The sequence below is a fragment of the Novilysobacter viscosus genome (assembly GCF_046600715.1).
Lineage (GTDB): Bacteria > Pseudomonadota > Gammaproteobacteria > Xanthomonadales > Xanthomonadaceae > Lysobacter_C > Lysobacter_C viscosus.
In genome coordinates this window covers 217,814-241,184 of the sequence record NZ_JBJMAV010000001.1, presented here as the reverse complement: position 1 = coordinate 241,184, position 23,371 = coordinate 217,814, and the positions used below count along the sequence as shown (strand labels likewise).

At 70.6% G+C, this 23,371-nt stretch carries 22 protein-coding genes and 1 tRNA gene; 9 read left to right on the top strand and 14 right to left on the bottom strand.

Features of this window, described 5'->3' with window-relative positions:
- Positions 1 to 8 precede the first annotated feature (8 nt).
- Positions 9 to 422, top strand: a complete 414-nt coding sequence (locus ACJQWL_RS01105) for a copper-binding protein (protein WP_330967955.1) — start codon at positions 9 to 11, stop codon at positions 420 to 422.
- A gap of 74 nt (positions 423 to 496) precedes the next feature.
- Here the strand turns inward: ACJQWL_RS01105 and ACJQWL_RS01100 are convergent.
- From ACJQWL_RS01100 to serS, 3 genes are all read right to left on the bottom strand, one after another.
- Positions 497 to 586, bottom strand: a tRNA-Ser gene (locus ACJQWL_RS01100).
- Between the two features lie 39 nt (positions 587 to 625).
- Positions 626 to 1,651: a LysR family transcriptional regulator gene (locus tag ACJQWL_RS01095; protein ID WP_330967956.1), complete on the bottom strand. Its 1,026-nt coding sequence runs from the start codon at positions 1,649 to 1,651 to the stop codon at positions 626 to 628.
- 157 nt (positions 1,652 to 1,808) lie between these two features.
- Positions 1,809 to 3,089: a serine--tRNA ligase gene (serS, locus tag ACJQWL_RS01090; protein WP_330967957.1), complete on the bottom strand. Its 1,281-nt coding sequence runs from the start codon at positions 3,087 to 3,089 to the stop codon at positions 1,809 to 1,811.
- Positions 3,090 to 3,191: 102 nt separating this feature from the next.
- Between serS and ACJQWL_RS01085 the strand changes: the two genes are divergently transcribed.
- On the top strand, positions 3,192 to 3,854 hold the full coding sequence (locus ACJQWL_RS01085) for an energy transducer TonB (RefSeq protein ID WP_330967958.1): 663 nt from the start codon (positions 3,192 to 3,194) through the stop codon (positions 3,852 to 3,854).
- Positions 3,855 to 3,862: 8 nt separating this feature from the next.
- On the top strand, positions 3,863 to 4,390 hold the full coding sequence (locus tag ACJQWL_RS01080; protein ID WP_330967959.1) for an energy transducer TonB: 528 nt from the start codon (positions 3,863 to 3,865) through the stop codon (positions 4,388 to 4,390).
- On the opposite strand, the gene aroA is transcribed toward ACJQWL_RS01080, so the two are convergent.
- Both aroA and serC read right to left on the bottom strand, forming a co-directional pair.
- On the bottom strand, positions 4,374 to 5,666 hold the full coding sequence (gene aroA / locus ACJQWL_RS01075) for a 3-phosphoshikimate 1-carboxyvinyltransferase (RefSeq protein WP_330968007.1): 1,293 nt from the start codon (positions 5,664 to 5,666) through the stop codon (positions 4,374 to 4,376). The two genes, ACJQWL_RS01080 and aroA, sit on opposite strands and share 17 nt — an antisense overlap.
- 81 nt (positions 5,667 to 5,747) lie before the next feature.
- A complete protein-coding gene (gene serC, locus ACJQWL_RS01070) occupies positions 5,748 to 6,833 on the bottom strand; it encodes a 3-phosphoserine/phosphohydroxythreonine transaminase (protein WP_330967960.1) in 1,086 nt (361 codons plus the stop codon).
- A 154-nt stretch (positions 6,834 to 6,987) separates the two neighbouring features.
- On the opposite strand from serC, the gene msrP reads away from it, so the two are divergent.
- Positions 6,988 to 7,959, top strand: a complete 972-nt coding sequence (gene msrP, locus ACJQWL_RS01065; RefSeq protein WP_330967961.1) for a protein-methionine-sulfoxide reductase catalytic subunit MsrP — start codon at positions 6,988 to 6,990, stop codon at positions 7,957 to 7,959.
- Positions 7,960 to 7,975: 16 nt separating this feature from the next.
- Positions 7,976 to 8,656 carry a protein-methionine-sulfoxide reductase heme-binding subunit MsrQ gene (gene msrQ / locus ACJQWL_RS01060; RefSeq protein ID WP_330967962.1) on the top strand — a complete coding sequence of 227 codons (681 nt, stop codon included), beginning with the start codon at positions 7,976 to 7,978 and terminating at the stop codon, positions 8,654 to 8,656.
- On the opposite strand, the gene ACJQWL_RS01055 is transcribed toward msrQ, so the two are convergent.
- Positions 8,641 to 9,435 (bottom strand): FHA domain-containing protein, encoded by a 795-nt coding sequence (locus tag ACJQWL_RS01055; protein WP_330967963.1) that lies wholly within the window; start codon positions 9,433 to 9,435, stop codon positions 8,641 to 8,643. The genes msrQ and ACJQWL_RS01055 overlap by 16 nt on opposite strands.
- Before the next feature lie 110 nt (positions 9,436 to 9,545).
- Here ACJQWL_RS01055 and ACJQWL_RS01050 point away from each other — a divergent pair, with 110 nt between their 5' ends.
- The 3 genes from ACJQWL_RS01050 to ACJQWL_RS01040 all read left to right on the top strand — a co-directional run bounded on the left by ACJQWL_RS01050 (position 9,546) and on the right by ACJQWL_RS01040 (position 11,411).
- Positions 9,546 to 9,821: a polyhydroxyalkanoic acid system family protein gene (locus ACJQWL_RS01050; RefSeq protein WP_330967964.1), complete on the top strand. Its 276-nt coding sequence runs from the start codon at positions 9,546 to 9,548 to the stop codon at positions 9,819 to 9,821.
- Positions 9,822 to 9,903: 82 nt separating this feature from the next.
- Entirely contained in the window at positions 9,904 to 10,593 is a 690-nt protein-coding gene (locus ACJQWL_RS01045) for a phasin family protein (protein WP_330967965.1), read from the top strand.
- Positions 10,594 to 10,598: 5 nt separating this feature from the next.
- The gene (locus tag ACJQWL_RS01040; protein WP_330968008.1) at positions 10,599 to 11,411 is read left to right on the top strand and encodes an NAD-dependent protein deacetylase; all 813 of its coding nucleotides are present in this window, start codon (positions 10,599 to 10,601) and stop codon (positions 11,409 to 11,411) included.
- A gap of 439 nt (positions 11,412 to 11,850) precedes the next feature.
- Here the strand turns inward: ACJQWL_RS01040 and ACJQWL_RS01035 are convergent, their stop codons facing one another.
- The 6 genes from ACJQWL_RS01035 to ACJQWL_RS01010 form a co-directional block, all read right to left on the bottom strand.
- Positions 11,851 to 12,729 carry a universal stress protein gene (locus tag ACJQWL_RS01035; RefSeq protein WP_330967966.1) on the bottom strand — a complete coding sequence of 293 codons (879 nt, stop codon included), beginning with the start codon at positions 12,727 to 12,729 and terminating at the stop codon, positions 11,851 to 11,853.
- A gap of 10 nt (positions 12,730 to 12,739) precedes the next feature.
- The gene (locus ACJQWL_RS01030) at positions 12,740 to 14,224 is read right to left on the bottom strand and encodes a SulP family inorganic anion transporter (RefSeq protein ID WP_330967967.1); all 1,485 of its coding nucleotides are present in this window, start codon (positions 14,222 to 14,224) and stop codon (positions 12,740 to 12,742) included.
- A gap of 177 nt (positions 14,225 to 14,401) precedes the next feature.
- Complete coding sequence (gene pdeM / locus ACJQWL_RS01025; protein WP_330967968.1) at positions 14,402 to 15,094, bottom strand: ligase-associated DNA damage response endonuclease PdeM; 693 nt, start codon at positions 15,092 to 15,094, stop codon at positions 14,402 to 14,404.
- Positions 15,084 to 17,567 carry a ligase-associated DNA damage response DEXH box helicase gene (locus tag ACJQWL_RS01020; protein WP_411300713.1) on the bottom strand — a complete coding sequence of 828 codons (2,484 nt, stop codon included), beginning with the start codon at positions 17,565 to 17,567 and terminating at the stop codon, positions 15,084 to 15,086. Before ACJQWL_RS01020 ends, pdeM begins: the two co-directional genes overlap by 11 nt.
- Before the next feature lie 20 nt (positions 17,568 to 17,587).
- Positions 17,588 to 19,177: an ATP-dependent DNA ligase gene (locus ACJQWL_RS01015; protein WP_330967970.1), complete on the bottom strand. Its 1,590-nt coding sequence runs from the start codon at positions 19,175 to 19,177 to the stop codon at positions 17,588 to 17,590.
- Positions 19,174 to 20,169 carry a ligase-associated DNA damage response exonuclease gene (locus ACJQWL_RS01010; protein ID WP_330967971.1) on the bottom strand — a complete coding sequence of 332 codons (996 nt, stop codon included), beginning with the start codon at positions 20,167 to 20,169 and terminating at the stop codon, positions 19,174 to 19,176. Before ACJQWL_RS01010 ends, ACJQWL_RS01015 begins: the two co-directional genes overlap by 4 nt.
- Before the next feature lie 164 nt (positions 20,170 to 20,333).
- Between ACJQWL_RS01010 and ACJQWL_RS01005 the strand changes: the two genes are divergently transcribed.
- Positions 20,334 to 20,849: an MgtC/SapB family protein gene (locus tag ACJQWL_RS01005; RefSeq protein WP_330967972.1), complete on the top strand. Its 516-nt coding sequence runs from the start codon at positions 20,334 to 20,336 to the stop codon at positions 20,847 to 20,849.
- 162 nt (positions 20,850 to 21,011) lie between these two features.
- Here the strand turns inward: ACJQWL_RS01005 and ACJQWL_RS01000 are convergent, their stop codons facing one another.
- Together ACJQWL_RS01000 and ACJQWL_RS00995 are read right to left on the bottom strand one after the other, a co-directional pair.
- A complete protein-coding gene (locus ACJQWL_RS01000) occupies positions 21,012 to 21,713 on the bottom strand; it encodes a YiaD family glycine zipper/OmpA-like lipoprotein (protein WP_330967973.1) in 702 nt (233 codons plus the stop codon).
- Positions 21,714 to 21,921: 208 nt separating this feature from the next.
- Positions 21,922 to 23,358, bottom strand: coding sequence for a cryptochrome/photolyase family protein (locus tag ACJQWL_RS00995; protein WP_330967974.1), 1,437 nt, complete (start codon positions 23,356 to 23,358; stop codon positions 21,922 to 21,924).
- Positions 23,359 to 23,371 lie beyond the last annotated feature (13 nt).

Sequence of the window (23,371 nt, the reverse complement as noted above, 5' to 3'; positions counted from 1 at the left end):
AAACCCACATGAAAATTCTCATTGCTCCCTTGTTGTCGGTTGCGCTGCTGGCCGGCTGCTCCAAAGAGTCCGCTGAAGTCGAAACTGCCACCGCCGAGCCGGCCGCCATGCCGAGTGCGGGAACTGACGCCCGGTCGATGGGCATGTCCGAGGCCGATCATCAAGCGATGGCTACCGGCAACGCCGCTGCGGCTGGAACCGCGGCAGCCGCCAGCGGCACGGTGGTATCCATCGAACCCGCCGCCAACAGGATTGTCTTGGCCCATGGGCCTGTCGAGGCTCTGGAATGGCCTGCCATGGAGATGGGATTCATCGCAACGCCCGAGCAGGTCAGTTCGCTGCGGGTCGGCCAGAAGGTCGACTTCGAATTCCTGTCGCAGGGCCCGAACAACACGATCACCAGCATCACGCCTGCCGAGTAGACGCGTGCCACGAGCACGCTGGCGTCCCGGCCAGCACGTCAACAGATTCGCAGGCCATGCGAATACGAGACAGTTGGCGGAGAGAGTGGGATTCGAACCCACGGAAGGTTTGACCCTTCGCCGGTTTTCAAGACCGGTGCCTTAAACCGCTCGGCCATCTCTCCGCATGCAGCGGACCGTCCGCGGCATTGCGCCGCGGCGGGTCATTCTCGCACGGCGGCCGGCGCCGGGGCACGCGGCGGCGCCGGCATCGCGGCGCGTTCGAAGGCCTTCTGCTCATTCTCGCTGCAGGGGCCGCCCTTGATGTCGCGGCAGGACAGGCGCGCGGTTTCGACCAGGCCGGGCACGCGCTCGGCGAGGAAGTCGATGAACACGCGAACCGCCGGCAACAGGCCGCGCCGCGAGGCGAACACGGCGTGGAAGATGCCCTGCGGCAACCGCCATTGCGGAAGCACCACTTCCAGTTCGCCCGCCCGCACCGCCTCCGAACACACGGTTTCGGGCAGCAGGGTGATGCCCACCCCCTGGGTGGCCAAGGACATGAGCATCGGGAAGTCGAACCCCATCACCCGCGGCTTGAGGTCCACGCGCCGCACCTCGCCATCCGGCCCGTGCAGCTCCCAGCGCTGGCGTGCGTCGTCCTCGCTCATGCTGAGCGTGACGTGGTTCTCCAGGTCGTCCGGGCTGGTCGGCCGACCCTGCTTGCGCAGGTAGCCGGGACTGGCCACCAGCAGCTCCTGCACCTGGCCGAAGCTGCGCATCACCAGGCTGCCGTCGTCGTCGAGCTTTGCGCGCACGCGCAGGGCGACATCGATGCCGTCGTTGATGATGTCGACCCGACGGTTGCTGACCTGCAGTTGCACCCGCACCTGCGGGTAGCGCGCCAGGAACTCCGGCAACAACTGCGGCATCTGCTGCTGGGCGATGCCGACCGGCACGCTGACCCGGATCACGCCCCGCGGCTCGGCGCTCAGCCGGTCCACGACCTCACGTGCCGCTTGCGCCTCGGCCAGCATCGACTGCGCGTGGCGGTAGACGCTGTTGCCCACTTCCGTCACCGCGAACCGACGGGTTGAGCGCTGCAGCAGCCGCACGCCCAGGTCGGTCTCCAGCTGGCTGATGCGGCGGCTCAGGCGGGACTTGGGAATTCCCAGCGCCCGCTCGGCCGCGGCGAATCCGGAGTGCTCGACCACCATCGCGAAGTAGTACAGGTCATTGAGGTCATGCATGGCCCAAGTTCCACCATCAGAACAGTGGATGGCATTTGAACAGGTTTATCCCACTCGGGCAACGGCCCAGCTCAAGGCGAACTTGCAGCGCCAGCCACGCCGGCAGGGGCGGCTGGCGTGTGCCTTCGAAGGTGCATTGGAGGGTCGCAGCGGCGATTCAACCGACCCGGTCGATCCCGCCCATGTAGGGCCGCAGCACGTCGGGCACGGTGATCGAGCCGTCGGCGTTCTGGTAGTTCTCCATCACCGCGATCAGGGCGCGACCCACCGCCACGCCCGAGCCGTTGAGGGTGTGCACCGGCTCGGGCTTGCCCGACTCGGGATTGCGCCAGCGCGCCTGCATGCGGCGGGCCTGGAACGCCTCGCAGTTCGAGCACGAGGAGATCTCCCGGTACGTCCCCTGCGAGGGCAGCCAGACCTCCAGGTCGTAGGTGCGGGCGGCGGCAAAGCCCATGTCGCCGGTGCACAGCAGCACGCGCCGGTACGGCAGGCCGAGCTTCTCCAGCACGACCTCGGCGCAGCGGGTCATGCGCTCGTGTTCGTCGTTGCTTTCGGCGGGCCGCGCGATCGAAACCAGCTCGACCTTCTCGAACTGGTGCTGGCGGATCATGCCGCGGGTGTCGCGGCCGTGGCTGCCGGCTTCGGCGCGGAAGCACATCGAAAGGGACGTCATGCGCAGCGGCAGGTCGGCGTCCTCGACGATGGTGTCGCGGACGATATTGGTCAGCGGCACTTCGCTGGTGGGGATCAGGTAGCGCCGGCTGTCCCCTAGCTGGGTGGAGAACAGGTCTTCTTCGAACTTGGGCAGTTGGCCCGTGCCGAGCATGCTTTCGGCATTGACGATGAAGGGCACGCTGGTTTCCTGGAAACCGTGCTCGCCGGTGTGCAGGTCGAGCATGAACTGGGCGAGCGCGCGATGCAGGCGGGCGACGCCACCGCGCAGCACGGTGAAGCGCGCGCCGCTGAGCTTGGCGGCGGTGTCGCCGTCGAGCATGCCGTCGCGCGCGCCCAGCTCGACGTGGTCCTTGACCGGGAAGTCGAATTCGCGCGGCGTGCCCCAGCGGTGCAGCTCGACGTTATCGGCCTCGTCATTGCCATGGGGCACGTCGGCCTGCGGCAGGTTGGGCAGGCCCAGCGCGATCCCGTCCAGTTCGGACTTGATCGATTCCAGCCGGGCCTCGCTGGCCTTGAGTGCATCGCCCATGCCGGCGACTTCGGCCAGCAGCGGTGCCACGTCCTCGCCTTTCGCCTTGGCCTGCCCGATCGCCTTGGATCGTGCGTTGCGGTTGGCCTGGAGTTCCTGCGTCCGCACCTGGATCTGCTTGCGCTCGACTTCAAGCGACTCCATCAGCGCCGCGTCCAGGTCGAAGCCACGCGACTGCTTGAGGCGGGCGGCGAGCTCGACGGGGTTCTGGCGCAGGAGGATGGGATCAAGCATGGCGGGGCCGGTGTCGCGGGAGGGGGCGGCGATTATCGCCCGGCGGCGCCCGCTTTGCCGACCCGTGCCAGAATGCCGATCCCGCCCGGCCTACGGTGTCCGATGCCACGCACCCCGTCCCAACCTCCGCGCCGCAATTTCCAACTGGCCGACTGGACGCCCGCGCGACGCGCGTGGCTGTGGGTGGCGGCGGCCTTCGTCGCCGGACTGCTGCTGTTCGTGATCGTGCGTCCCGATGGCCAGTCGCCGGCTACCGACGACGACGCCCGCCCGACCGCCGCCCGCGCCGAGTACGACCCGCTGCCCGCGCCGCTGCCCGCGGGGGCGGCCGACGCCAGCGGCATGGACGAGGAACGGCTGCGCCCGCCGGAGCCCGAAGAACGCCCGCAACTGGTGGAAGCCCCGCCACCCCCGCCGCCCCCACCGCTTCCGCCCGAGCCGCCGGTTGCACCCGCGACGACGCCCTCCGGCGTGCCGATGGCCCGGGGATCGCGGCCAGAGCCGATCGAAGGCCGCATGCCGCCCCCGTCCTACCCGGCCCAGGCCTTGCGCCGCGGCGAATTCGGCACCGTGGTGGTACGCGCCGAGGTAGGCCCGGACGGCGTGCCCACGTCGGTCTCGGTCGCCCGCAGCAGCGGTTCGCGCACCCTGGACCGCGCCGCGGCCGCGGCGGTCAATCGCTGGCGCTTCCGCCCCGCCCAGCTCGAAGGCCGGCCCACGGTCGGCAGCGTGCTGGTCCCGATTGAATTCAAACCGCGCAGGTAACCCTCGCCATGACGCTACGAAAGCCCGCCCCCCGCGCCGACCGGCCAAGCCGCCTGGTCTGGCTGATGGTCGCAACCGCGCTGGCGCTCATTGCGGCGTGGATGCTGCGTCCGTCCGACGAACACGCCGGCACCGGACCGGGTACGGACGAAATGCAGGCGTCGCCAGACAGTGCGGCCAATCCTGCCACTGGCACGCTTGATGACGTGCGCTCGGCCGCAGCGCCCGACGGGACGGCCGCCGTCATGCGCGCGGCAACGGCGCCGGCAGAACCCGTGCCCGCCAGCGCCATCCCGCCGGCCTTCCCGCTCGAGGCGGTCCGTCGCGGCGAGAGCGGGCGGGTCGTGCTGAAGGTGCCGGTGACCGTCGCCGGCGCCCCGGGCGCGATCTCGGTGGTGACCACCAGTGGTTCGGAGCTGCTGGACCGGACCGCGGTGGAGGCGGTGTCGCGCTGGCGTTTCGTGCCGGCCCGCGACAAGGGTCGCGACGTGGCGTCCACGCTGGAGATCCCGATCGACTTCAGGCCGGCGGACTGACCGCGCGCAGCCCCATCCCCGCACCGGTGGCGAGTGCCACGAAGCCGGGAAACGACGTCGCAACGTTCTCCACGTCGCCCACCACTACCTGCTCCGACGCAACTTGCGCGGCGACGGCGAAGCTCATCGCGATGCGGTGGTCGCCGCGGCTGTCCACTACGCCCCCGCGGATGGATCCACCCTCGATCACCGCACCATCGGGCGCCTCGTCCACGCGAACGCCCAACGCGCGCAGGCCCCGGGACATGGCGGCGATGCGGTCCGATTCCTTGACCCGCAACTCGGCTGCGCCGCGCACCACCGTGCGACCCCGTGCCGCCGCCGCGGCAACGAACAGGGCCGGGAACTCGTCGATCATGTCGGGCACCCAGGCCTCCGGCACCTCGATGCCCGCGAGCGGCGCATGCCGCACCACCAGGTCCACCACCGGTTCACCCCCGGTCGAACGCGGGTTGTCCTCGACGATGTCCGCGCCCATCGCCCGCAGCGCGCGCAGCAGCCCGGTGCGCCGCGGGTTCATGCCCACCGCGCGCAGCCGCAGCTCCGATCCGGGCACGATGCTGGCCGCGACGATGAAGAAGGCCGCCGAGGAAAAGTCCGCCGGGACGTGGACCTCGGTCGCATGCAGCACGTGTCCGCCCGCCAGCGTCGCGCAGCCGGGCGAGAAATCGATCGGCCAACCGAACGCGGCGAGCATCCGCTCGGTGTAGTCGCGGGTCGGGTGCGGTTCGCGCACCCGCGTGGTCCCGCTGGCATACAGGCCGGCCAGCAGCACCGCCGACTTCACCTGCGCGCTGGCCACGGGCAACGCGTACTCGATGCCGCGCAGTGGCTGCCCTCCATGGACGCGCAGCGGCGGACGACCCCCTTCGCGCGCGTCGATTCGTGCGCCCATGCGCTGCAGGGGTTCGATCACCCGCGCCATGGGCCGTGCCGAGAGCGATGCATCGCCGGTGAGGCTGCTGTCGAAAGCCTGTCCGGCCAGCACCCCGGCCAGCAGCCGCATGCCGGTACCCGCGTTTCCACAGTCGATCGGGCCGCCCGGGTGCAGCCCGTGCAGGCCAACGCCATGGACCACGCGCTCGGACGCCGCCGGCGCTTCGATCCGCACCCCCATCTGCTGGAACGCACGCGCGGTCGCCCGCGTGTCCTCGCCTTCCAGGAAACCGTGGATGCGCGTCGTTCCCTCGGCCAGCGCACCGAGCATCACCGCCCGGTGCGAGACGGACTTGTCGCCCGGCACGCAGACCTCTGCGCGCAGCGGCCCGCCCGCCATCGCGTGCCAGGCATCGGAACGGAGGGTGCTCAACGCCGTGGGCTTCGCGGGCGCGGGCGAACCCCGGCCGTGTGGGCCGGCTCAGCCATGCCGCTGCTGGAAGTCGCGCATGAAGCCGGCCAACGCCTCGACGCCCGCTTCCGGCATCGCGTTGTAGATCGACGCGCGCATGCCTCCCAGGGCGCGGTGGCCCTTGAGCGAGATCAGGCCGGCGGCTTTCGCCTCGGACAGGAACGGCTTGTCCAACGCCTCGTCGTGGAGGAAGAACGGCACGTTCATGCGGGAGCGCACCGCAGGTGCAACCTCGTTGCGATAGAAGCCACCCGAGCCGTCGATGGTCGTGTACAGCAGCGCCGACTTGCGCGCGTTGCGTGTGGCGAACTCCTCCACCCCGCCCTCGGCCAGCATCCACTTGAACACCAGCCCGGCCAGGTACCAGTTCCAGGTGGGTGGCGTGTTGAGCATCGACTCCCCTTTCAGGTGGCTTCGATAGTCGAGGATGTCCGCACGCGGCTGTCCCGTGCGCTCGAGCAACTCCTTGCGCACGATCACCACGCTGACGCCCACCGGGCCCAGGTTCTTCTGCGCGCCGGCGTAGATCACCCCGAAGCGCGAGACGTCCAGGGGCTCGGACGCGATCGACGAACTGAAGTCGGCGAACAGCGGGACTTCGCCCACGTCGGGGATGTCGCGGAACTCCACGCCATGGATGGTCTCGTTGGCGGTGACGTGCACGTACGCCGCGCCCGGCGTGAGGCGCCACTCACCGCGCGGCGGGATGTCGCGGAAGCCACCGGCCTCGCCATCGGCGGCGATGTTCGCGGTGACGTAATGCTTCACCTGCTTGAGCGCGGTCTTGCCCCAGTGGCCGGTCACGACGTAGTCGGCGACCTGGCCGGAGTCGGCGAAGTTGAGCGCCAGCAGGGCCTGCTGGGTGGTCGCCCCGCCCTGCAGGAACAGCACTGCGTAGTCGTCCGGGATCGACATCAGTGCGCGCAGGTCGGCTTCGGCCTCCGTCGCCACCTGAATGAACTCGGGTCCGCGGTGGCTGAGTTCGACGATGGACGCGCCCACGCCCCGCCAGTCGAGCATTTCGGCCTGTGCCTGCTCCAGGACGGCCTGCGGCAGGGTGGCGGGGCCGGCACTGAAATTGAAGGCACGGGTCATGGAACGCTCCGGCTGGATGGGGGTCCCACAGTATGCCGCAGCGCAGCACGGTGCCACCCGACGGCCCGGATCGGGGCGTCCCGGCCCCCGTGCGTGCATCCTTTTCACCGCCCCGCCCGTCTACTGGATGACGCCGACGTTTCCCGGAGCCGCCATGTCCCTGCGCGACGCCCTGCGCATTCCCGCCGCCGAGATCACCGACGAGGCGATCTACCGCGACCGTCGCCGCCTGCTGGCGGCCTTTGCGGCCGCCCCCGCGCTGGCCCTGGCCGGCTGTGCCCGGTCCGCCCCGCCGCCTCCGGCCTCCAGCGTCCGCATCAGCCCGCAACAGGCCCGCGCGGGCTTTACCACCGACGAGCCGCTGACCACTTACCAGGACGTCACCAGCTACAACAACTTCTACGAGTTCGGGACCGGCAAGTCCGACCCATCTCGCGCGGCCAAGACGCTGCGCACGTCGCCATGGCCGGTCGCCGTCGGCGGCGAGTGCGCCAAGCCCGGCACGGTGTCGCTGGGCGACCTGGTCGGGGGCCTGGCGCCTACCGAGCGCGTCTACCGCCTGCGCTGCGTGGAGGGCTGGTCGATGGTGATCCCATGGCTGGGCGTGCCGCTGGCCGATGTGCTCAAGCGGTTCGCCCCCACGTCGAAGGCCAGATTCGTGGCCTTCACCACCCTGGCCGACCGCCAGCAGATGCCGGGAATCGCCTACCGCTCGATCAACTGGCCGTACCGCGAAGGCCTGCGCATCGACGAGGCCATGCACCCGCTCGCGTTCCTGGCCACCGGCCTCTACGGCAAGCCGCTGCCCCAGCAGAACGGCGCGCCACTGCGCCTGGTCGTGCCGTGGAAGTACGGGTTCAAGAGCATCAAGTCGATCGTCGCCATCGACTTCGTGGAAAAGCGGCCGCGCACGGCATGGAACGACCTGCAGCCGAGCGAGTACGGGTTCTTCTCAAACGTGAATCCCAACGTCGACCACCCGCGCTGGAGCCAGAAGACCGAGCGGCGCATCGCCGGGACCGGCAGCAAGCTCTTCGCCGACCGCGTCCCGACGCGCCTGTTCAACGGTTATGCCGACCAGGTCGCAGGGCTGTACACCGGCATGGACCTGCGCAAGTGGTTCTGACCCGGACGGCGCGCTGATGGCGGCGCCGGCCCGCCGCAAGACCCCGCCCACTGTGCTGGCGGCCAAGGCCGCGGTGCATGCACTGGCGCTGGTGCCTGCGGCCATCCTGGCCTGGCAGATCCGCCAGGAGTGGTTGACCGGCAGTGGCGGGCTGGGTGCGGACCCGGTGGCCGAGATTGAACATCGCCTGGGGACCTGGGCGCTTCGCCTGCTGCTGCTGACCCTTGCGATCACCCCGCTGCGCCAACTTACCGGGCTGGCTTCGCTGCTGCGCTTGCGCAGGATGCTGGGCCTGTACGCCTTCTTCTACGCGACGCTCCACCTGGCCGCCTATCTGGTGCTGGACCTTCGCGGGTACTGGGCGCTGGTGTTCGAGGAAATCATCGAGCGGCCCTACATCACCGTCGGATTCGCGGCGTGGCTGCTGCTGGTGCCACTCGCCGTGACCTCGACCCAGGCGGCGATGCGGCGGCTGGGCCGGCGCTGGGGGCAGTTGCACCAGCTGGTGTACCTGATTGCCGCCCTTGCCGTGCTGCACTTCTGGTGGATCGTGAAGTCCGATGTCCGCGAGCCGCTGCTGTATGCCGGCATCCTTGCGGTCCTGCTGGGCTGGCGCGCGGCGCGTGCATGGCGGCGGCGTCGCGCGGCGGCGGCCAATGCCCCGGCCAGCCGCGCCGGTGCTCAGCGCGTGCCGTAAAGCAGCAGCAGGCTCAGCGCCCCCGACAGCAGCAACGCTGCGAGCAGCAGCCACGGCAATCGACGGGCGGATTCGACCATCCCCGCGGGTGCCGGCCCTTCCGCCGACAGGACCGGTGGGTCGCGGCCGGGCGCCGCCAACGCCGCGTTTCGCGGCGCAGGACGCGGCGCCTCCAGCACGAAGCGGCACCCCTCGATGGCCAGTTGGTCGCCTGCGCGAAGCACGCCATGCCGCACGGCGTGTCCGTTGACCCGGCTGCCCTGCTCGGAGCCCAGGTCACGCAACACCGCGCCCTGCTCGCAGGGCACCAGGCGGGCATGGCGGTCCGCCAGCCCGGGCTCGTCGAGCCTCACTTCGCAGTCGCGGGCGCGGCCGATGGTGACCGCCTGCTCGAGGGGGTGGCAGCGACCGTGCAACGGCCCGCCCACCCCACGCAGCACCAGCCGTGACTCGGCGTCAACCGGCGCGTCATCGTCGGGCGCCGCTTCCGGCTCATCCCCCAGCAGCACGAGTTCGACGCCTTCCAGGAAGATCGCATCGCCCGGGCGCAACATCGCCATGCGCCGTACCGGTCGGCCGTTGACGTGCACACCGCGCGCGCCCTCGGCCAGTTGCATCCAGATCCCGCGGCGGTCGATGCACAACTGCGCCAGCATGGGCTGGCCTGCCTCGACCAGAGCCATGTCGCCGCGAACATCCCGGCCCACGGCGTGCACGCCCGGTGGCAGCACCAGGTCGGCAAGTTCGCGGTCGGGGCGTCGCAGTCGGAGTTCGTTCACGCCGGCGCAATCTAGCACGCTGCCGCGCCGTGCCATCTGGCGCCGCGCCACGCTTGGAGCGTCACGCGCTCGGCCGCACAATGGGCGTCCGATTCCAAGCGGCCTCCCCCATGTCCAGCATCGACATCCGCCACGCCCACTCCCTGACACCCGCGCGGGCCCGCGTGGCGGTGCAGGAGGTGGCCGACAAGCTTGCAGAGCGCTTCGGCGTCACCTGCGCCTGGCAGGGCGACATCCTGACCTTCAGCCGCAGTGGCGTGGACGGCCGCATCGCGCTGGCCCCGCAGGAGCTGCACGTCACCGCGCAACTGGGTTTCCTGCTCAGCGCCATGAAGGGTCCGATCGAGAGCGAGATCCACCGCGTGCTCGGCGAACGCTTCGGCTGAACTCCCCTGCTGCCGCCGCCGGGATGAAACCCCGGGGCAACCCGTGCGATGGTGCCGTGGCACCCAACCCCCAGGAGGCACCATGGCTACCCGAAACGCCCGTAAACGCCCCGCATCCGCACGCAGCGGTGACGACGCCGCAAGGCCCGGCCCCCAGCGCACCGAATCCCAGGGCGAGCAGCTCTCGCGCTCGCTGACCGAATCCGCGCAGCAGATCTGGCTGGCAGGCATGGGCGCGTTCAACCGTGCGCAGGCCGAGGGCTCGCGCCTGTTCGAAGGCCTGGTCCGCGACGGGATGGGCATCGAACAGCAGACCCGGCGCGTGGCCGGTGAGCAGGCAAAGGCCGCCCTTCGCACGGTCGAGAGCACGGTGGAGACCGCCCGCGACAAGGCGGTCGATGGCTGGGACCGGCTTGAGAAGGGGTTCGAAGAGCGCGTGCACCGGACGCTGGAGCGGATCGGTGTGCCCGACCGGAACGACCTGGCCGAGTTGAGCCGGCGCGTCGACGCCTTGACCGCGGAATTGAGGCGGCAGGCGCCTGCGAAGCCGTCCAAACCGCGCGCCTCCGCCGGCTCCAGGGCTTCCGCGTCCGGGGCCACCCGGGGCAAGGCGAAACCCGTCGGCACCGGTGCCCGCTCCACAGCGAAAACCGCCTCACCCGCCGCGAAGAAGCCGGCGGCGCGGAAGGTCGCATCGAAAGCACCACGGCCCTCCTCGCGCTCTGCGAAGGCACCTGCGCGACCGTCGGCGCCGCGGGGTACCCGCCGCTGACGAACCTGGACGAATCCGCGGACCGGCTGCGCGACTTCCTGTCGACGCACCGGCGCGTGTTCGTCCTGACCGGCGCGGGCTGCAGCACCGCGTCGGGCATTCCCGACTACCGCGGAGAGGACGGGGCCTGGAAGCGGACCGCGCCGGTCACCTACCAGGCATTCACCACCGAGCCGGCCATGCGTTCGCGCTACTGGGCACGCAGCTTCGTGGGTTGGCCGCTGGTCGAGCGCGCGCGGCCCAACACGGCGCACATTGCCCTGGCAGACGCGGGTCGGCGTGGCCGGCTCACGGCGCTGGTGACCCAGAACGTGGACGGCCTGCACCAGCGGGCCGGAAGCCCGGGGGTCACCGACCTGCACGGGCGCATCGATGCCGTTGCCTGCCTTGCGTGCGGGTATCGCTCCAGCCGCGCGGCGCTGCAGCAGCAACTTGCCGCGCTCAACCCCGGCTGGGCCCCTCGCATTGACGGCCCCGCGCCGGACGGCGATGCGGATGTCGACGACGCGGCCATCGCCGGGTTCCGCATACCGGCCTGCGACCGCTGTGGCGGCGTACTCAAGCCCGACGTGGTGTTCTTCGGGGAAAACGTGCCGCGCGACCGGGTGGCCGCCGCTGCCGGGGCACTGCAGCAGGCGGACGCGATGCTGGTGGTGGGTTCTTCGCTGATGGTCTATTCGGGCTATCGCTTCGCCCGCGCGGCGCACGAAGCCGGAAAGCCGCTGGCGATCCTGACCCGCGGCGTGACCCGCGCCGACCCGTTGGCGACGCTCAAGCTGGACGCCGATTGCGGTCCGGTCCTCGCCGCCGCCTGGTAGCTGACGGTCGCTAGCCGGTTGTAATCGACGGTACGTCGGTGCGCGCCGCCACCCGCAGCCGGTCCGTCCCTCGCGCTTGGCGCCGTACAGCGCCGCGTCCGCCCGGCGCAACATCGACGAAAGATCCTCGCCCGGCTGGCACTCGGCCACGCCACCACTGAGCGTGCAGCCGAGCGACGCCTGGGCCAACCGGAGCTGCGGGGTGAAGCCCGGCAGCGGTACCGACATGTCGGTGCGGGCTGCCGGAGCCCGTTCCGCTCGACACGTAGCCCATTGAGTTCGCTGCCTGGATCGGGGGCCCGCTGCGGGCTCGGGACGGGAAGCACGAGAACCGGCCACGCCTCACGGGCACGGACCGCACATGCATCCCGGCGCCAACGGTAACGGCCGGCCGGTCCCCGCCTTTGGCGGGATCCAGCCGTGCCACCGCGGCGATGCGTCAGCGCAGCAGCAGCACCGGGACGGCGCAGGTCCGCAGCATGGTCGTCGTGGTGCTGCCCACGATGAGCCGGCGGATGCGCGATTGGCCGTAGGCGCCCATCACCAGCAGGTCGATGCTGTCCTCGCGCACGGCATCGGCAATGACCGTGTCCGCCTGGCCTTCGCGCAGCGCAATCGACGGATCGAACCCGGCATCCGACAGCACGCCCGTCGCCCAGGCGAGTTGGGACCGTGCCGCGTCGTCGTCCTTCCCCACCATCAGCACGCGTACCTCCAGTCCCCGGAACAGCGGACTGGCGGCGACCATCTCGATGCCCTTTCGCGTGGTCGCGCTGCCGTCGAACGCCACCAGCACGCGGTGGATCGGACGGAACGCGCGCGAGGCCACCAGCAGCGGACGGTGCACTGCCCGCACCACGCGCTCCAGGTTGCCTCCCAGGTGGCCCTTGGCGAAGTCGGCGTGCCCCCCGCGCTTGCCCAGCACGAACAGGCGCACGCCAGGCTCCAGTTCGGTCAGCGTGTCCACCAGCCCCCCATGGCGCTGGCGGATATCGGGGGTGGCTGCACCCATCGCGATGGCGAAGCCGCGAGCCTCCTGCAGCAGCAGGCGCCCCTGTTCCTGCGCCAGCGCGCTGCGGCGCTCATCCAGTTGGGCCAGTTCATCGAGCAGGCTTTCCTGCTCGCCCAGGCCCAGGTTGCCGCTGTAGTCGGCGACCGGCGCGGCCTCGGGATGGCGGTCCAGTACGTGCAGCAGCTCCAGCGACGCACCCAGGCGCGCGGCGGCCCAGCCGGCGTGGCGGGCGACGCTCTCGGTGTAGGTCGACCGATCGATGGCGGCCAGCACGCGGCCTTCGGCGTGGATCAGTGGCGTGGTCATGGCGCTCTCCTCAATGGCCCGACAGGCGTTCGACGGCATCGGGCTTGTCGTGCACGCCCAGCCGATCCACCAGCGTCGCGCTGGCCTCGTTCATGCCGATCAACTCGACCCGGGTGCCCTCACGGCGGAACTTGAGCACCACCTTGTCCAGCGCACCCACTGCGCTGAGATCCCAGAAGTGCGCCCGACTGACGTCGATGCGCACGTGCTGCAGCACCTCCTTGAAGTCGAACGCGGCGATGAAGGTTTCGGCCGAAGCGAAGAACACCTGGCCGGTCACCGTGTAGTGGCGCGCCGCGCCGTCTTCAGCCGACACCGAACCGACGTGCAGCACCTGCCCGACCTTGCGGGCGAAGAACAGCGCCGACAGCAGCACGCCGGTCAGCACGCCCTTGGCGAGGTCGTGGGTCAGCACGGTCACCACGACGGTGGCGACCATGACCAGGCTGGAGGATCTGGGATGCGACCTGAGGTCGCGCACCGAGGCCCAGCTGAAGGTACCGATCGACACCATGATCATCACCGCCACCAGCGCGGCCATCGGGATCTGCCGCACCCAGGGGCTGGCGAACACCACCAGCAGCAGCAGCACCACGCCGGCCACCAGGGTGGACAGGCGCCCGCGACCACCGGATTTCACGTTGATCACCGACTGCCCGATCATCGCGCAGCCGGCCATGCCGCCGAGGAAGCCCGAGGCGATGTTGGCCACGCCCTGCCCGGTCGATTCGCGGTTCTTGTCGCTGGGCGTGTCGGTCAGGTCGTCGACGATCTGCGCGGTCAGCAGCGACTCCAGCAGCCCGACCACCGCCAGCGTCGCCGACACCGGCAGGATGATCCACAGGGTCTCCAGGTTGAGCGGCACGTCGGGCAGCAGGAACACCGGCAGGCTGTCGGGCAGCTGGCCCATGTCGCCGACGGTGCGGATGTCGAGATTGAGCAGCAGGGCGATCACTGTCAGCACCACGATCGCCACCAGCGGCGAGGGTACGGCGCGGGTGAGGTACGGGAACAGGTAGATGATGCCCAGGCCGGCGGCGGTCATCGCGTACACCGTCCACGGCACCCCGGTGAGCTCGGGCAGCTGGGCCATGAAGATCAGGATCGCCAGCGCATTGACGAAGCCGGTGATCACCGAGCGCGAGATGAAGCGCATCAACGTGGCGAGCTTGAGCACGCCGGCCAGGATCTGCAGCACCCCGGTCAGCAGGGTCGCGGCCAGCAGGTACTGCAGGCCGTGGTCGCGCACCAGGGTGACCATGACCAGGGCCATCGCGCCGGTGGCGGCGGAGATCATGCCCGGCCGGCCGCCGGTGAAGGCGATGACCACGGCAATGCAGAACGAGGCGTAGAGGCCGACCTTGGGGTCGACGCCGGCGATGATGGAAAAGGCGATCGCTTCGGGAATCAGCGCGAGCGCGACGACGAGGCCGGCGAGGACGTCGCCACGGATGTTGCCGAGCCAGTCCTGGCGCAGCCGGGTGAGCGTATTCAAGATGCGGTGTCCACAAGTGATGCGAAGGCGCCGGAACGGCCGGCGGCAGGGGCGTGCGGCCGCGGGCGCGGTCCACAGGGCAACGGCATCGGGCGCTAGGGCGGCGTGGACACGTGGGAGGGACTCGCTGGACAGGGCAGGCCGGAAAGACTCGACGGCGCTGCGAAGCCGCGCATTCTACACGTCGGGTCTGGCGCCTTGAACCGGCGCATGCCCGCGCAGCAGCATCAGCTGGCCCTGAACGCAGATAGCCATCGCCTCCCCTGCGCGGCGCTCGATCAAGGCGCCGCCGGTAAACGCGGAGAACGCGGGCAGCATGGTCAGGCCCGGGCGGAGCCAGAACACCGGCCAGCGCCGGCGCATCCCCGGCAGCGAGACGCATGGGTGCAGGTGCCCGCACAGCACGTGCAGGGACGGGTGGTCCTGCGGTGCATGCCGCAGGGCGAACGGGCCGTCATCCACCGCCTCGCCCAGCAGCTCCAACCCGAGCCCGGCGCGGGCCAGCGCCCGGTCATGGTTGCCGACCAGCGCCGCGACGCGCAAACCGACGTGGCGAGCGCGCCAGTCACGCCAGGTACGCTGCCACGCGGTGTCGTTGACGGGGCCGTGCAGGACGTCGCCGAGCATCCACAACTCGCGTGCGCCACTCACTTCAAGCAGCCGATCCAGCCGCCCCAGGTCGTCGGAGGTGCCGCCGGCCGGCAAGCTGATGCCGGCGCGCCGGAACACGTCACCCTTGCCCAGGTGAAGGTCTGCGATGAGCAACCGCTCCCTCTTCGGCCAGTACAGGGCGCGCTCGCCATACAGGCGCATCGACTCGCCGGCGATGGCCAGGTCGAGGGTCGCGGCCGGGCCCGGGTCACCCGCCATGGCGCTGCTCCAGCTGCTGGGCGGCGCGGGCCACCCGGGTGCTCCAGTCCTCGGTGCTGAGCTGGCCACGCATGCTCTCGGCCCACAGCGGGAAGGACAACGGCGTCAGGCTGCGCGGCGTGCGCAGGTCGATGGCGAGCCCCGCCAGTTCGTCCAGCGCGCCCCGCAGGCGGCGGACTTCCAACTGGCTGGAGAACACCTCGCGCTCGGCCTGCTCAAGAAGGAGGTGGCCCGGGTCGTGCTGGCGCAGCACGTCGAACAGCAGGCCACTGGATGCCTGCAACTGGCGCATCGACCGCGGTGCCCTGCCGGGCAGCGACGGCGGCAGGAGCCCGGCGATGCGCGCCACCTCGCGGAACTGGCGGCGTGCCAGCTCGCCCAGGTTGAGGCTTACGCGCAGGTCGTCCTCCAGGCCGTCGGCGGTCAGCATCGCCATCAGTTCGCGCTCGTCGAGCATGTCCTGCCCGGCGGGCGACAGCGCCAGCCCGTAGTCGTTGAACGCCAGGCTGAAGGTGTTGCGGCGCAGCCGTCCCCAACGCAACGCCAACAGCGCCGCCAGACCCTCGTGCACCAGCCGGCCGGCGAACGGGAACAGGAACAGGTGGCGCCCGTCGCGCCGGCGCGTGGTTTCCACAAGCAGCCGCCCGGGCACTGGCAGCGATGACAGCTCGGCCTGAAGCGCCAGCAGCGGCCGCATCGCGCGCATCTCCGGGCTCGCATCGGGGTCGGCGAGTACCGCCTGCACCTCCCGCGCCAGCTCCGAGGACAGCGGCATGCGTCCGCCGGCCCACTTCGGCACGCGGCCATCGCTGGCGGCCGCCCGGCGCACGTAGGCGGTCATGTTCTCAAGCCGTACCAGCACCAGGCTGCGCCCGGCGAACTGGAAGCGATCGCCCGGCCGCAGCCGGGCGATGAAGCTCTCCTCGACGGAGCCAAGTCCGCCGCCTTTCATGTACTTCACCGACACCGCGCCGTCGCTGGTGATGGTGCCGATCGACAGGCGGTGCCGGAACGCGACGCGCCGGTCCTCCACGCGATAGCGCCCCGCGTCATCGCGCACTACGCGCCGGAAATCGGGGTAATGCTCCAGGGCCCGGCCGCCCTGCACGATGAAGTCCAGCACCGCCTGCCAAGCCACCTCGTCCAGCCCCGCGAAGGCGTGCGTACCGCGCACCTCGGCCAGCAGCGCGTCGCCCTCGAAGCCCCCGCCCAGCGCCAGCGTCACGCAATGCTGCGCCAGCACGTCCAGGCTCAGTCGCGGTGGCAGCCGTGCTTCGATCTCGCCCCGCGCGACGACCCGGCGCGCCGCGGCGAACTCCACCAGTTCCAGCGCGTGCGACGGCACGCAGACGATCTCACCCGACTCACCGGGCCGGTGCCGGGCGCGGCCGGCGCGTTGCAGCATCCGCGCCGCGCCTTTGGGGCTGCCCACCTGAAGCACCTGGTCGACGGCCGGGAAGTCGACGCCCAGGTCCAGGCTGGAGGTGGCGACCACGCAACGGATACTGCCGTCGCGCAAGCCGACCTCGGCGGCAGCGCGCAGCTTCGGGTCCAGCGAGCCGTGGTGCAGCGCGAGCGTGTCGGGCATTTCGGGCCACACCGCCGACAGCGCCTGGTGCCAGAGCTCGGCCTGCGCGCGGGTGTTGGTGAACAGCAGGCTGATGCGTTGCTTGAACAGCTGCTCCACCACCCGCGACAGCTGCGACAGACCCAGATGCCCCGCCCAGGGAAACCGCGTACCGGCCGGCGGGATCAGGGTGTGCAGGGTCATGGCGCGCGGCCGCACGCCGGCAACCAAGGGTGCATCCGGCAGGTGGGGCAACAGCACGTCACGTGCCTCCCCGAGGTTGCCCAACGTCGCCGACAGGCCCCAGATCCGCAGCGCGGGCGCCAGCGTGCGCAATCGCGCCAACGACAGCTGCAGCAGCACGCCGCGCTTGTTGCCGAGCAGTTCGTGCCACTCGTCCACCACCACGCTGCGCAGCCCGCTGAAATGCGCGGCAGTGTCGGGATACGACAGCAGCAGGGACAGCGATTCGGGCGTGGTCACCAGTACGTCCAGCCGGCCGGCCCGCGCCAGCCGGCGGTCGCGCGCGGACGCATCGCCCGTTCGCAGCCCGACCTGCCAGTCCAGGCCGAGCGCCTCGATTGGCTCGCGCAGGGCACGCACGGTGTCGGTGGCCAGCGCGCGCAGCGGCGTGATCCACAACACCTCCAGGGATGCCGGGGACGAAGCGCCCCGCAGTGGCTTGGCCGGCGCTTGGGGCTTGAGCGGATCGACCGGCGGCTGGGCTGCGAGTGCCTCGATGAGCGGCCCGCCGAACGCGGCCAGCGTCTTGCCGCTGCCGGTGGGCGTGTGCAGCAGCCCCGATCCGCCCTCCAGGTACAGCCCCCACATACGCCGCTGGAACGGCAGCGGGCGCCAGCCGCGGGTGGCGAACCAGGCCGACAGCCGCTGCCGCGCGGCGACCAGTGCGCGCCCGGAAGGTGGCGTCACGTGGCCAGTTCCCTGAGCGATTCCAGCCGGTCGGCTTCCGCTGCCGGTTTGTCCCGGCGCCACCGCAGGATCCGCGGGAACCGCACCGCGATGCCCGACTTGTGGCGCGTCGAACGGTTCACCGCCTCGAACCCCAGCTCGAATACGTGCACCGGCTGCACCGAACGCACCGGACCGAAGCGCTCCAGGGTGTGGCTGCGGATCCAGCGGTCGAGCCTGGCGATCTCCTTGTCGTCCAGCCCGGAATACGCCTTGGCGACGGGCACCAGGGCATCGCCGTCCCAGAGTCCAAAGGTGTAATCGGTGTACAGGTTGCTGCGGCGCCCGTGCCCGCCCTGGGCATAGATCAGCACCGCATCGATGGTCAGCGGGTCGATCTTCCACTTCCACCAGTCACCACGCCTGCGGCCGGACTGGTAGGCCGAATCGGCGCGCTTGAGCATCAGGCCTTCGACGCCACGCTCGCGGGCGCCGTCGCGCAGCCGGGCCGCGTCGTCCCAACCCGCCGCGGGCACCTGCGGCGACAACGCGATGCGGGGATCCGCGTGCACCGCCAGCACCTCGGCCAACCGCGCGCGACGCTCACGCAGTGGACGCTCGCGCCAGTCCTCGCCGGCGTGCTCGAGCAGGTCGTAGGCCAGCACCCGGACCGGCGTGGATGCCAGCGTCTTCGGGCCGGGCTTGCGCCGCTGGATGCGCGTCTGCAGTGCATTGAACGGCTGCGGCTGATCCCCCTCCCCGTCCCATGCGAGCAGTTCGCCGTCGATCACGCAGTCGTCCGGCAACGTGCTTGCCGCCTCCTCGATCTCGGGAAACCGCCCGTCCAGGCGCTCCTCGCCGCGTGACCACAAGGCGACCTCGCCGTCGCGCCGGATCAGCTGCAGCCGGATCCCGTCCCACTTCCACTCCAGCAGCCAGTCGTCGATGTCACCCAGCGCGGCCACCTGCTGTTCCAGCGGCGAAGCCAGGAAGAACGGGTACGGCTGTTGGCGGTCGCCGGGCAACTCCCCGGGTGACAACAGGTCCTGCAGGAAGCGGGGCGAGGGACGCCAATCGCCCAGCATGCGCTGCGCGATGCGCGCGATGGCGACGCCCGACATTTCCGCCAGCGCCTGCTGCACGGTGCGCTGGGACACGCCGATGCGCAGCGCGCCGGTCAGCAGCTTGTTGAACGCCAGGCGCTCATCGAAGCCCAGGACCCGCCAGCCCGACAGCACCGCCTCGCGGCGCCGCTCCGGGGCGGCACCCGCCACCGGCAACAGGGTGTTCTCGATCCAGTCGTGCAGTGACCGGTCGTCCTGCTCTACCGGGTCGTCCAGCAGCAACGTGGCGGTCTCGGCCAGGTCGCCGACGTGGTGGTAGCTGTCTTCGACCAGCCACGCGGGGTGGCCGCTGGCCTCCACGATCCACTGCCGCAGCTCGGCGCTGCCGACGATCCGCCGCAGCTTGCCGCCCGACAGCAGCCACAACGCCCAGGCCGCGTCAGCCGGCGGCGCCTCGCGGAAGTAGGCGACCAGCGCCGCGCGCTTGTCGAGGGTGCCGGTGGCTTCGCCCAGTTCGCGGTAGAGCGCGGCGAAGCGCTTCACGACTCGTCCCCGTACCCGGTGCGGAACGCCTCGGCGGCGATGCCGTCCTCGTTGAGCGCGCGGATGATGGCGTCGGTGTTTCCGTGCGTCGCGATCACCCTACGCGCGCCGGTCTCGCGGATGGTCCGCATCAGGTCCGGCCAGTCGGCATGATCGGACACCTGGAAGCCGCGATCGTAGTTGCGCCGGCGCCGGTTGCCGCGGAGGCGCATCCAGCCCGATGCAAAGCCGACCTGGGACTTGCGGAAGCGCCGCATCCACGGGCTGCCGGCGGCGGACGGCGGCGCAAGCACCAGGCGCCCTGCGAAGTCGCTGCCCTTGTCGGCATCGGCCACCGTGCGCGTGGCCAGCATTTCGATGCCCGCCTGCCGGTACACCTCCACCCCGGTCGCGACCGCGCCATGCAGCCAGGCGGGCTGGTCGGTGACCCGGCCCAGCTCCGCCAGCAACCGCTGCGCCTTGCCCAGCGCGTAGCACAACAGCACGGCCGCCTCGCCGCGCCCGGCACACTGCTCGCGCCAGCCGACGATGTCGCGCGCGACTTCGGCGGTGTCGGGCCAGCGGTACACCGGCAGCCCGAAGGTCGCCTCGGTGATGAAGACATCGCAGGGCACCACTTCGAACGGCGCGCAGGTGGGGTCGGGCTGGCGCTTGTAGTCGCCCGAGGCGACCCAGACCTGGCCGCCCGCTTCGATGCGCACCTGGGCCGACCCCAGTACGTGTCCCGCGGGATGGAGCGACACCCTCGCCTCGCCCAGCTGGAACGCCTCGCCATGGTCGTGAAGGTGGTAGGCCTGCTCGCCCAGCCGCCACTTCAGGATCGGCAGGCCGGCGCGCGTGGAGTGGTATTCCCCCATGCCGCCACGAGCGTGGTCGCCGTGGCCGTGGGTGATCACCGCGCGCGCCACGGGACGCCACGGGTCGATGAAGAAGTCGCCGGCGGGGCAATACAGGCCCTCTCGCCGAAGTACCACCAGGTCGTCGTCGGACATCCGCGCACCCTACCCGGCGCGGCGTCAGCAGGCCGCCAAGAGGGCATCCTCACCGCCGTCGAACATAATGCGCTGCAGCCTCTGGATGCCCCCGGGGCGACCATCACCCGTGGCCAACCGTCCCACCGCCGAACCTTCGAAAAGGAACGATCCGAATGCAATGGATGGAGCAACTTGCCGTGGTTGGTGGCGTCGCATACGCGATGGTGCTGGGTGGCGTGATCGGCTTCGAGCGGGAACTGCGCGACCGACCGGCCGGGTTCCGTACCCACATGCTGGTAGCCGGCGCGGCCGCCCTGCTGGTCGGCATGGAGCGACTCGTGCTCGAGGATCACCTTGGCCTGGGCGCACTGCTTCAGGTTGATCCGCTGCGCCTGGTGGAGGCGGTGGTGGCGGGCGTGGCGTTCATCGGCGCGGGCACCATCTTCGCCCGACGCGGCAACGGGGCCATCTCGGGGATCACGACCGCCGCTACGCTGTTGATGGTGGCGTCCATCGGCGTCTCGGTCGGCTTCGGGCTGCACGTGCTTGCGGCATCGACCACGGCGCTCACCCTGCTGGTACTGACCCTGCTGCGCATGTTGGAGCGGTGGATGCACCCCGATCGCAACGGGATGCCCCGGGACGACAGCTCTCCCCGGGAGGATGGCTGCGATACCGATTCGCCCGGCCGGCGGTGACGGCGGTGACGCTGGCCGGCAACGCCTGACGCGTCGACCGGACGGCGTCGGGTCGCTGTTACGCACGGCTGGCCACCATGCAAAGAGGCCGCCCCTTTCGGGACGGCCTCCGGTATCGCTTCGGGGTGCAGCAGGCTGGCCTGCTTCAATCACCCCAGTCGTTTACGAGCGCAGCGGCACCAGGGTGATCTCTACGCGACGATTCGCGGCGCGGCCGGCTTCGGTGTCGTTGCTGGCGATCGGGCGGCTCTCACCGGCACCGATGGTGATCATGCGGTCATGCATGACGCCCTTGCCCGAGAGATAGCCCGCAACGGTGGCCGCGCGTCGCTCCGACAGGGCCTGGTTGTACTGGTCGGTACCCTGGCTGTCGGTGTGGCCAGCCACTTCGACGATGGTCTGGCTGTACTCGTTGAGGGTGGCGGCGACGTTGTCGAGCACCGGGTAGAACTGCGGTTGCAGGCGCGACTCGTCGAAACCGAACGTGATGTTGCTGGGCATGTTCAGGGTGATGTTGTCGCCCTGGCGAACGACTTCCACACCGGTGCCCTGCATGCGCTCACGCAGCGCGCGCTCCTGGCGGTCCTGGTAGTTGCCGATGGCACCACCGGCGAGGCCGCCAACACCGGCGCCCACCAGCGCACGCTGGCGACGCTCGGTCGCGTCATCGCCGCTGAGCAGGCCGGCAACAGCACCGACCGCCGCGCCGATGAGGGCGCCACGCTGGGTGCGGTTCACGTCACGCTCCTGCGAGGGATACTGCTCGGGCTGGCCGCCGTAGTAGCCACCACCGGTGGTCGCGCAACCGGCGAGGGCGGTGGACATGACGGCGGCAGCGAGTGCGAGTTTGGTCCGGGTATTCATAGGAAGGTCCTTTGTTTGCTGTGGGCCTGAATGCGACGGTCACCTTAGGATCCGCGTCGTCTTCGGACGGTGATGGGCGCGCGGGCCGTTCAGAATTCGTCATGCCTGGGGTCATGCTTCGCCGCCAGCCCCGTCGCCCCCGGCGCGGCGGCAGAAGCGCTCAGCGAGGGATGCGGCGCGCCACAGCCCCCGCACTACGAAGCCCTGCTCAGGCTCCGGCCGGGCTCCGCTCGCGCTGCAGCCGATACGCCGCGAGCGCCGCATCGCGCCCCTGGGACAGGTCCACCACGGGATGCGTCGGGTAGCCTGGCGCCCGTCGGGCCAGCAGCCCCGGCGTGCGCCACGGAGCGAAGCGCGAAGCCACCGGCAGCGCGGCCAGTTCGGGGACCCACCGCGCGAGATAGGCACCGTCGGGGTCGAACTTTTCGGCCTGCGTAACCGGGTTGAACACACGGAAGTACGGCGCTGCATCCGCGCCGGTACCGGCCACCCACTGCCAGCCCAGCGTGTTGCTGGCCAGGTCGGCGTCCACCAGCGTGTCCCAGAACCACCGCGCGCCATGCCGCCAGTGCATCCGCATGTGCTTGGTCAGGTAGCTGGCCACGATCATCCGCACTCGGTTGTGCATCCAGCCGGTCGCCCAGAGCTCGCGCAGGCCGGCGTCCACGATCGGCACGCCGGTACGTCCCGCCTGCCACGCCTCCAGCTGCGGGCGCGAGGGCGGCGTCCAGTCGAAACCGTCGAAGCGCGGGTTGAAGTTGGACCCCGGCGTTTCCGGGAAATGGTGCAGCAGGTGGTGGGCGAACTCGCGCCAGCCCAGCTCCTTGATCGCGGTATCGACATGCCGATCGGTCGCCGCGGTACGCGCCGCTTCCAGCGCATGCGCCGCCCGCCACGGCGCGATCTCTCCAAAGTGCAGGTGCGGCGAGAGCCGCGAGGTCCCGACCCGGTCCGGTCGGTCACGGTCGTCCGCATATGCATGCAGCGCGCCCTCGACGAAGGTGTCCAGTGCGTCCTGCGCACCTGCCTCACCGGGTTGCCAGTGCGTCCAGAACCCTGCATCCCAATCGCGCGCGGGTTGCAGCTTCAGCGCCTCCAGCGCTACGCCGGCGGGGCCGGCGTCCGTGGCAGGCAATGAAGCGGGGGGCGCCTCCCGGGCCGGCAGGCGCCACTGCGCGAGCGCGGACTTCCAGAACGGCGTGAACACCCGGTACGGGGTCCCCTGCTTGGTCGACAGCGTCCACGGCTCGAACAGCAACGCACTGTTGAAGCTTTCGACGAGCAGGCCCTGCTCCCGCAACGCCTTCTTGATGCGGGTGTCGCGCGTCTCCAGCGCGGGTTCATAGCGACGGTTCCAGAACACCGCCTCGGCACCGGTCGCGGCAACCAGCGTCCTGAGGGTTTCCAGGCTGGGGCCCACGAACAGCCGCAGGCGACTGCCCCGGCTGTCGAGGTCGGCGGACAGGCGCGCGAGCGAGCGGTGCAGCCAGGCGTTGGAGGCCGCGCCGGGCGCCCAGTCGCCGTGTTCGCCCGGCGCATGGATGTAGACGGGGATCGGGACGTAGCCGCCCTCGAGCGCTGCCACCAGCGCCGGATTGTCCGCCAGCCGCAGGTCATTGCGAAGCCAGACCAGTGCGTTGGCCATCGGACCGGCGCCC

Bases quoted from the DNA above. Each gene is read 5' to 3' on its own strand.
- ACJQWL_RS01010 (WP_330967971.1), bottom strand. From the start codon at position 20,169: ATGTCCGACGACGACCTGGTGGTACTTCGGCGAGAGGGCCTGTATTGC.
- serC (WP_330967960.1), bottom strand. From the start codon at position 6,833: ATGACCCGTGCCTTCAATTTCAGTGCCGGCCCCGCCACCCTGCCGCAG.
- ACJQWL_RS00995 (WP_330967974.1), bottom strand. From the start codon at position 23,358: ATGGCCAACGCACTGGTCTGGCTTCGCAATGACCTGCGGCTGGCGGAC.
- msrP (WP_330967961.1), top strand. From the start codon at position 6,988: ATGTCCCTGCGCGACGCCCTGCGCATTCCCGCCGCCGAGATCACCGAC.
- ACJQWL_RS01080 (WP_330967959.1), top strand. From the start codon at position 3,863: ATGACGCTACGAAAGCCCGCCCCCCGCGCCGACCGGCCAAGCCGCCTG.
- ACJQWL_RS01095 (WP_330967956.1), bottom strand. From the start codon at position 1,651: ATGCATGACCTCAATGACCTGTACTACTTCGCGATGGTGGTCGAGCAC.
- ACJQWL_RS01000 (WP_330967973.1), bottom strand. From the start codon at position 21,713: ATGAATACCCGGACCAAACTCGCACTCGCTGCCGCCGTCATGTCCACC.
- ACJQWL_RS01035 (WP_330967966.1), bottom strand. From the start codon at position 12,729: ATGACCACGCCACTGATCCACGCCGAAGGCCGCGTGCTGGCCGCCATC.
- pdeM (WP_330967968.1), bottom strand. From the start codon at position 15,094: ATGGCGGGTGACCCGGGCCCGGCCGCGACCCTCGACCTGGCCATCGCC.
- ACJQWL_RS01005 (WP_330967972.1), top strand. From the start codon at position 20,334: ATGGAGCAACTTGCCGTGGTTGGTGGCGTCGCATACGCGATGGTGCTG.
- ACJQWL_RS01105 (WP_330967955.1), top strand. From the start codon at position 9: ATGAAAATTCTCATTGCTCCCTTGTTGTCGGTTGCGCTGCTGGCCGGC.
- msrQ (WP_330967962.1), top strand. From the start codon at position 7,976: ATGGCGGCGCCGGCCCGCCGCAAGACCCCGCCCACTGTGCTGGCGGCC.
- ACJQWL_RS01085 (WP_330967958.1), top strand. From the start codon at position 3,192: ATGCCACGCACCCCGTCCCAACCTCCGCGCCGCAATTTCCAACTGGCC.
- ACJQWL_RS01045 (WP_330967965.1), top strand. From the start codon at position 9,904: ATGGCTACCCGAAACGCCCGTAAACGCCCCGCATCCGCACGCAGCGGT.
- aroA (WP_330968007.1), bottom strand. From the start codon at position 5,666: ATGGCGGGCGGGCCGCTGCGCGCAGAGGTCTGCGTGCCGGGCGACAAG.
- ACJQWL_RS01050 (WP_330967964.1), top strand. From the start codon at position 9,546: ATGTCCAGCATCGACATCCGCCACGCCCACTCCCTGACACCCGCGCGG.
- serS (WP_330967957.1), bottom strand. From the start codon at position 3,089: ATGCTTGATCCCATCCTCCTGCGCCAGAACCCCGTCGAGCTCGCCGCC.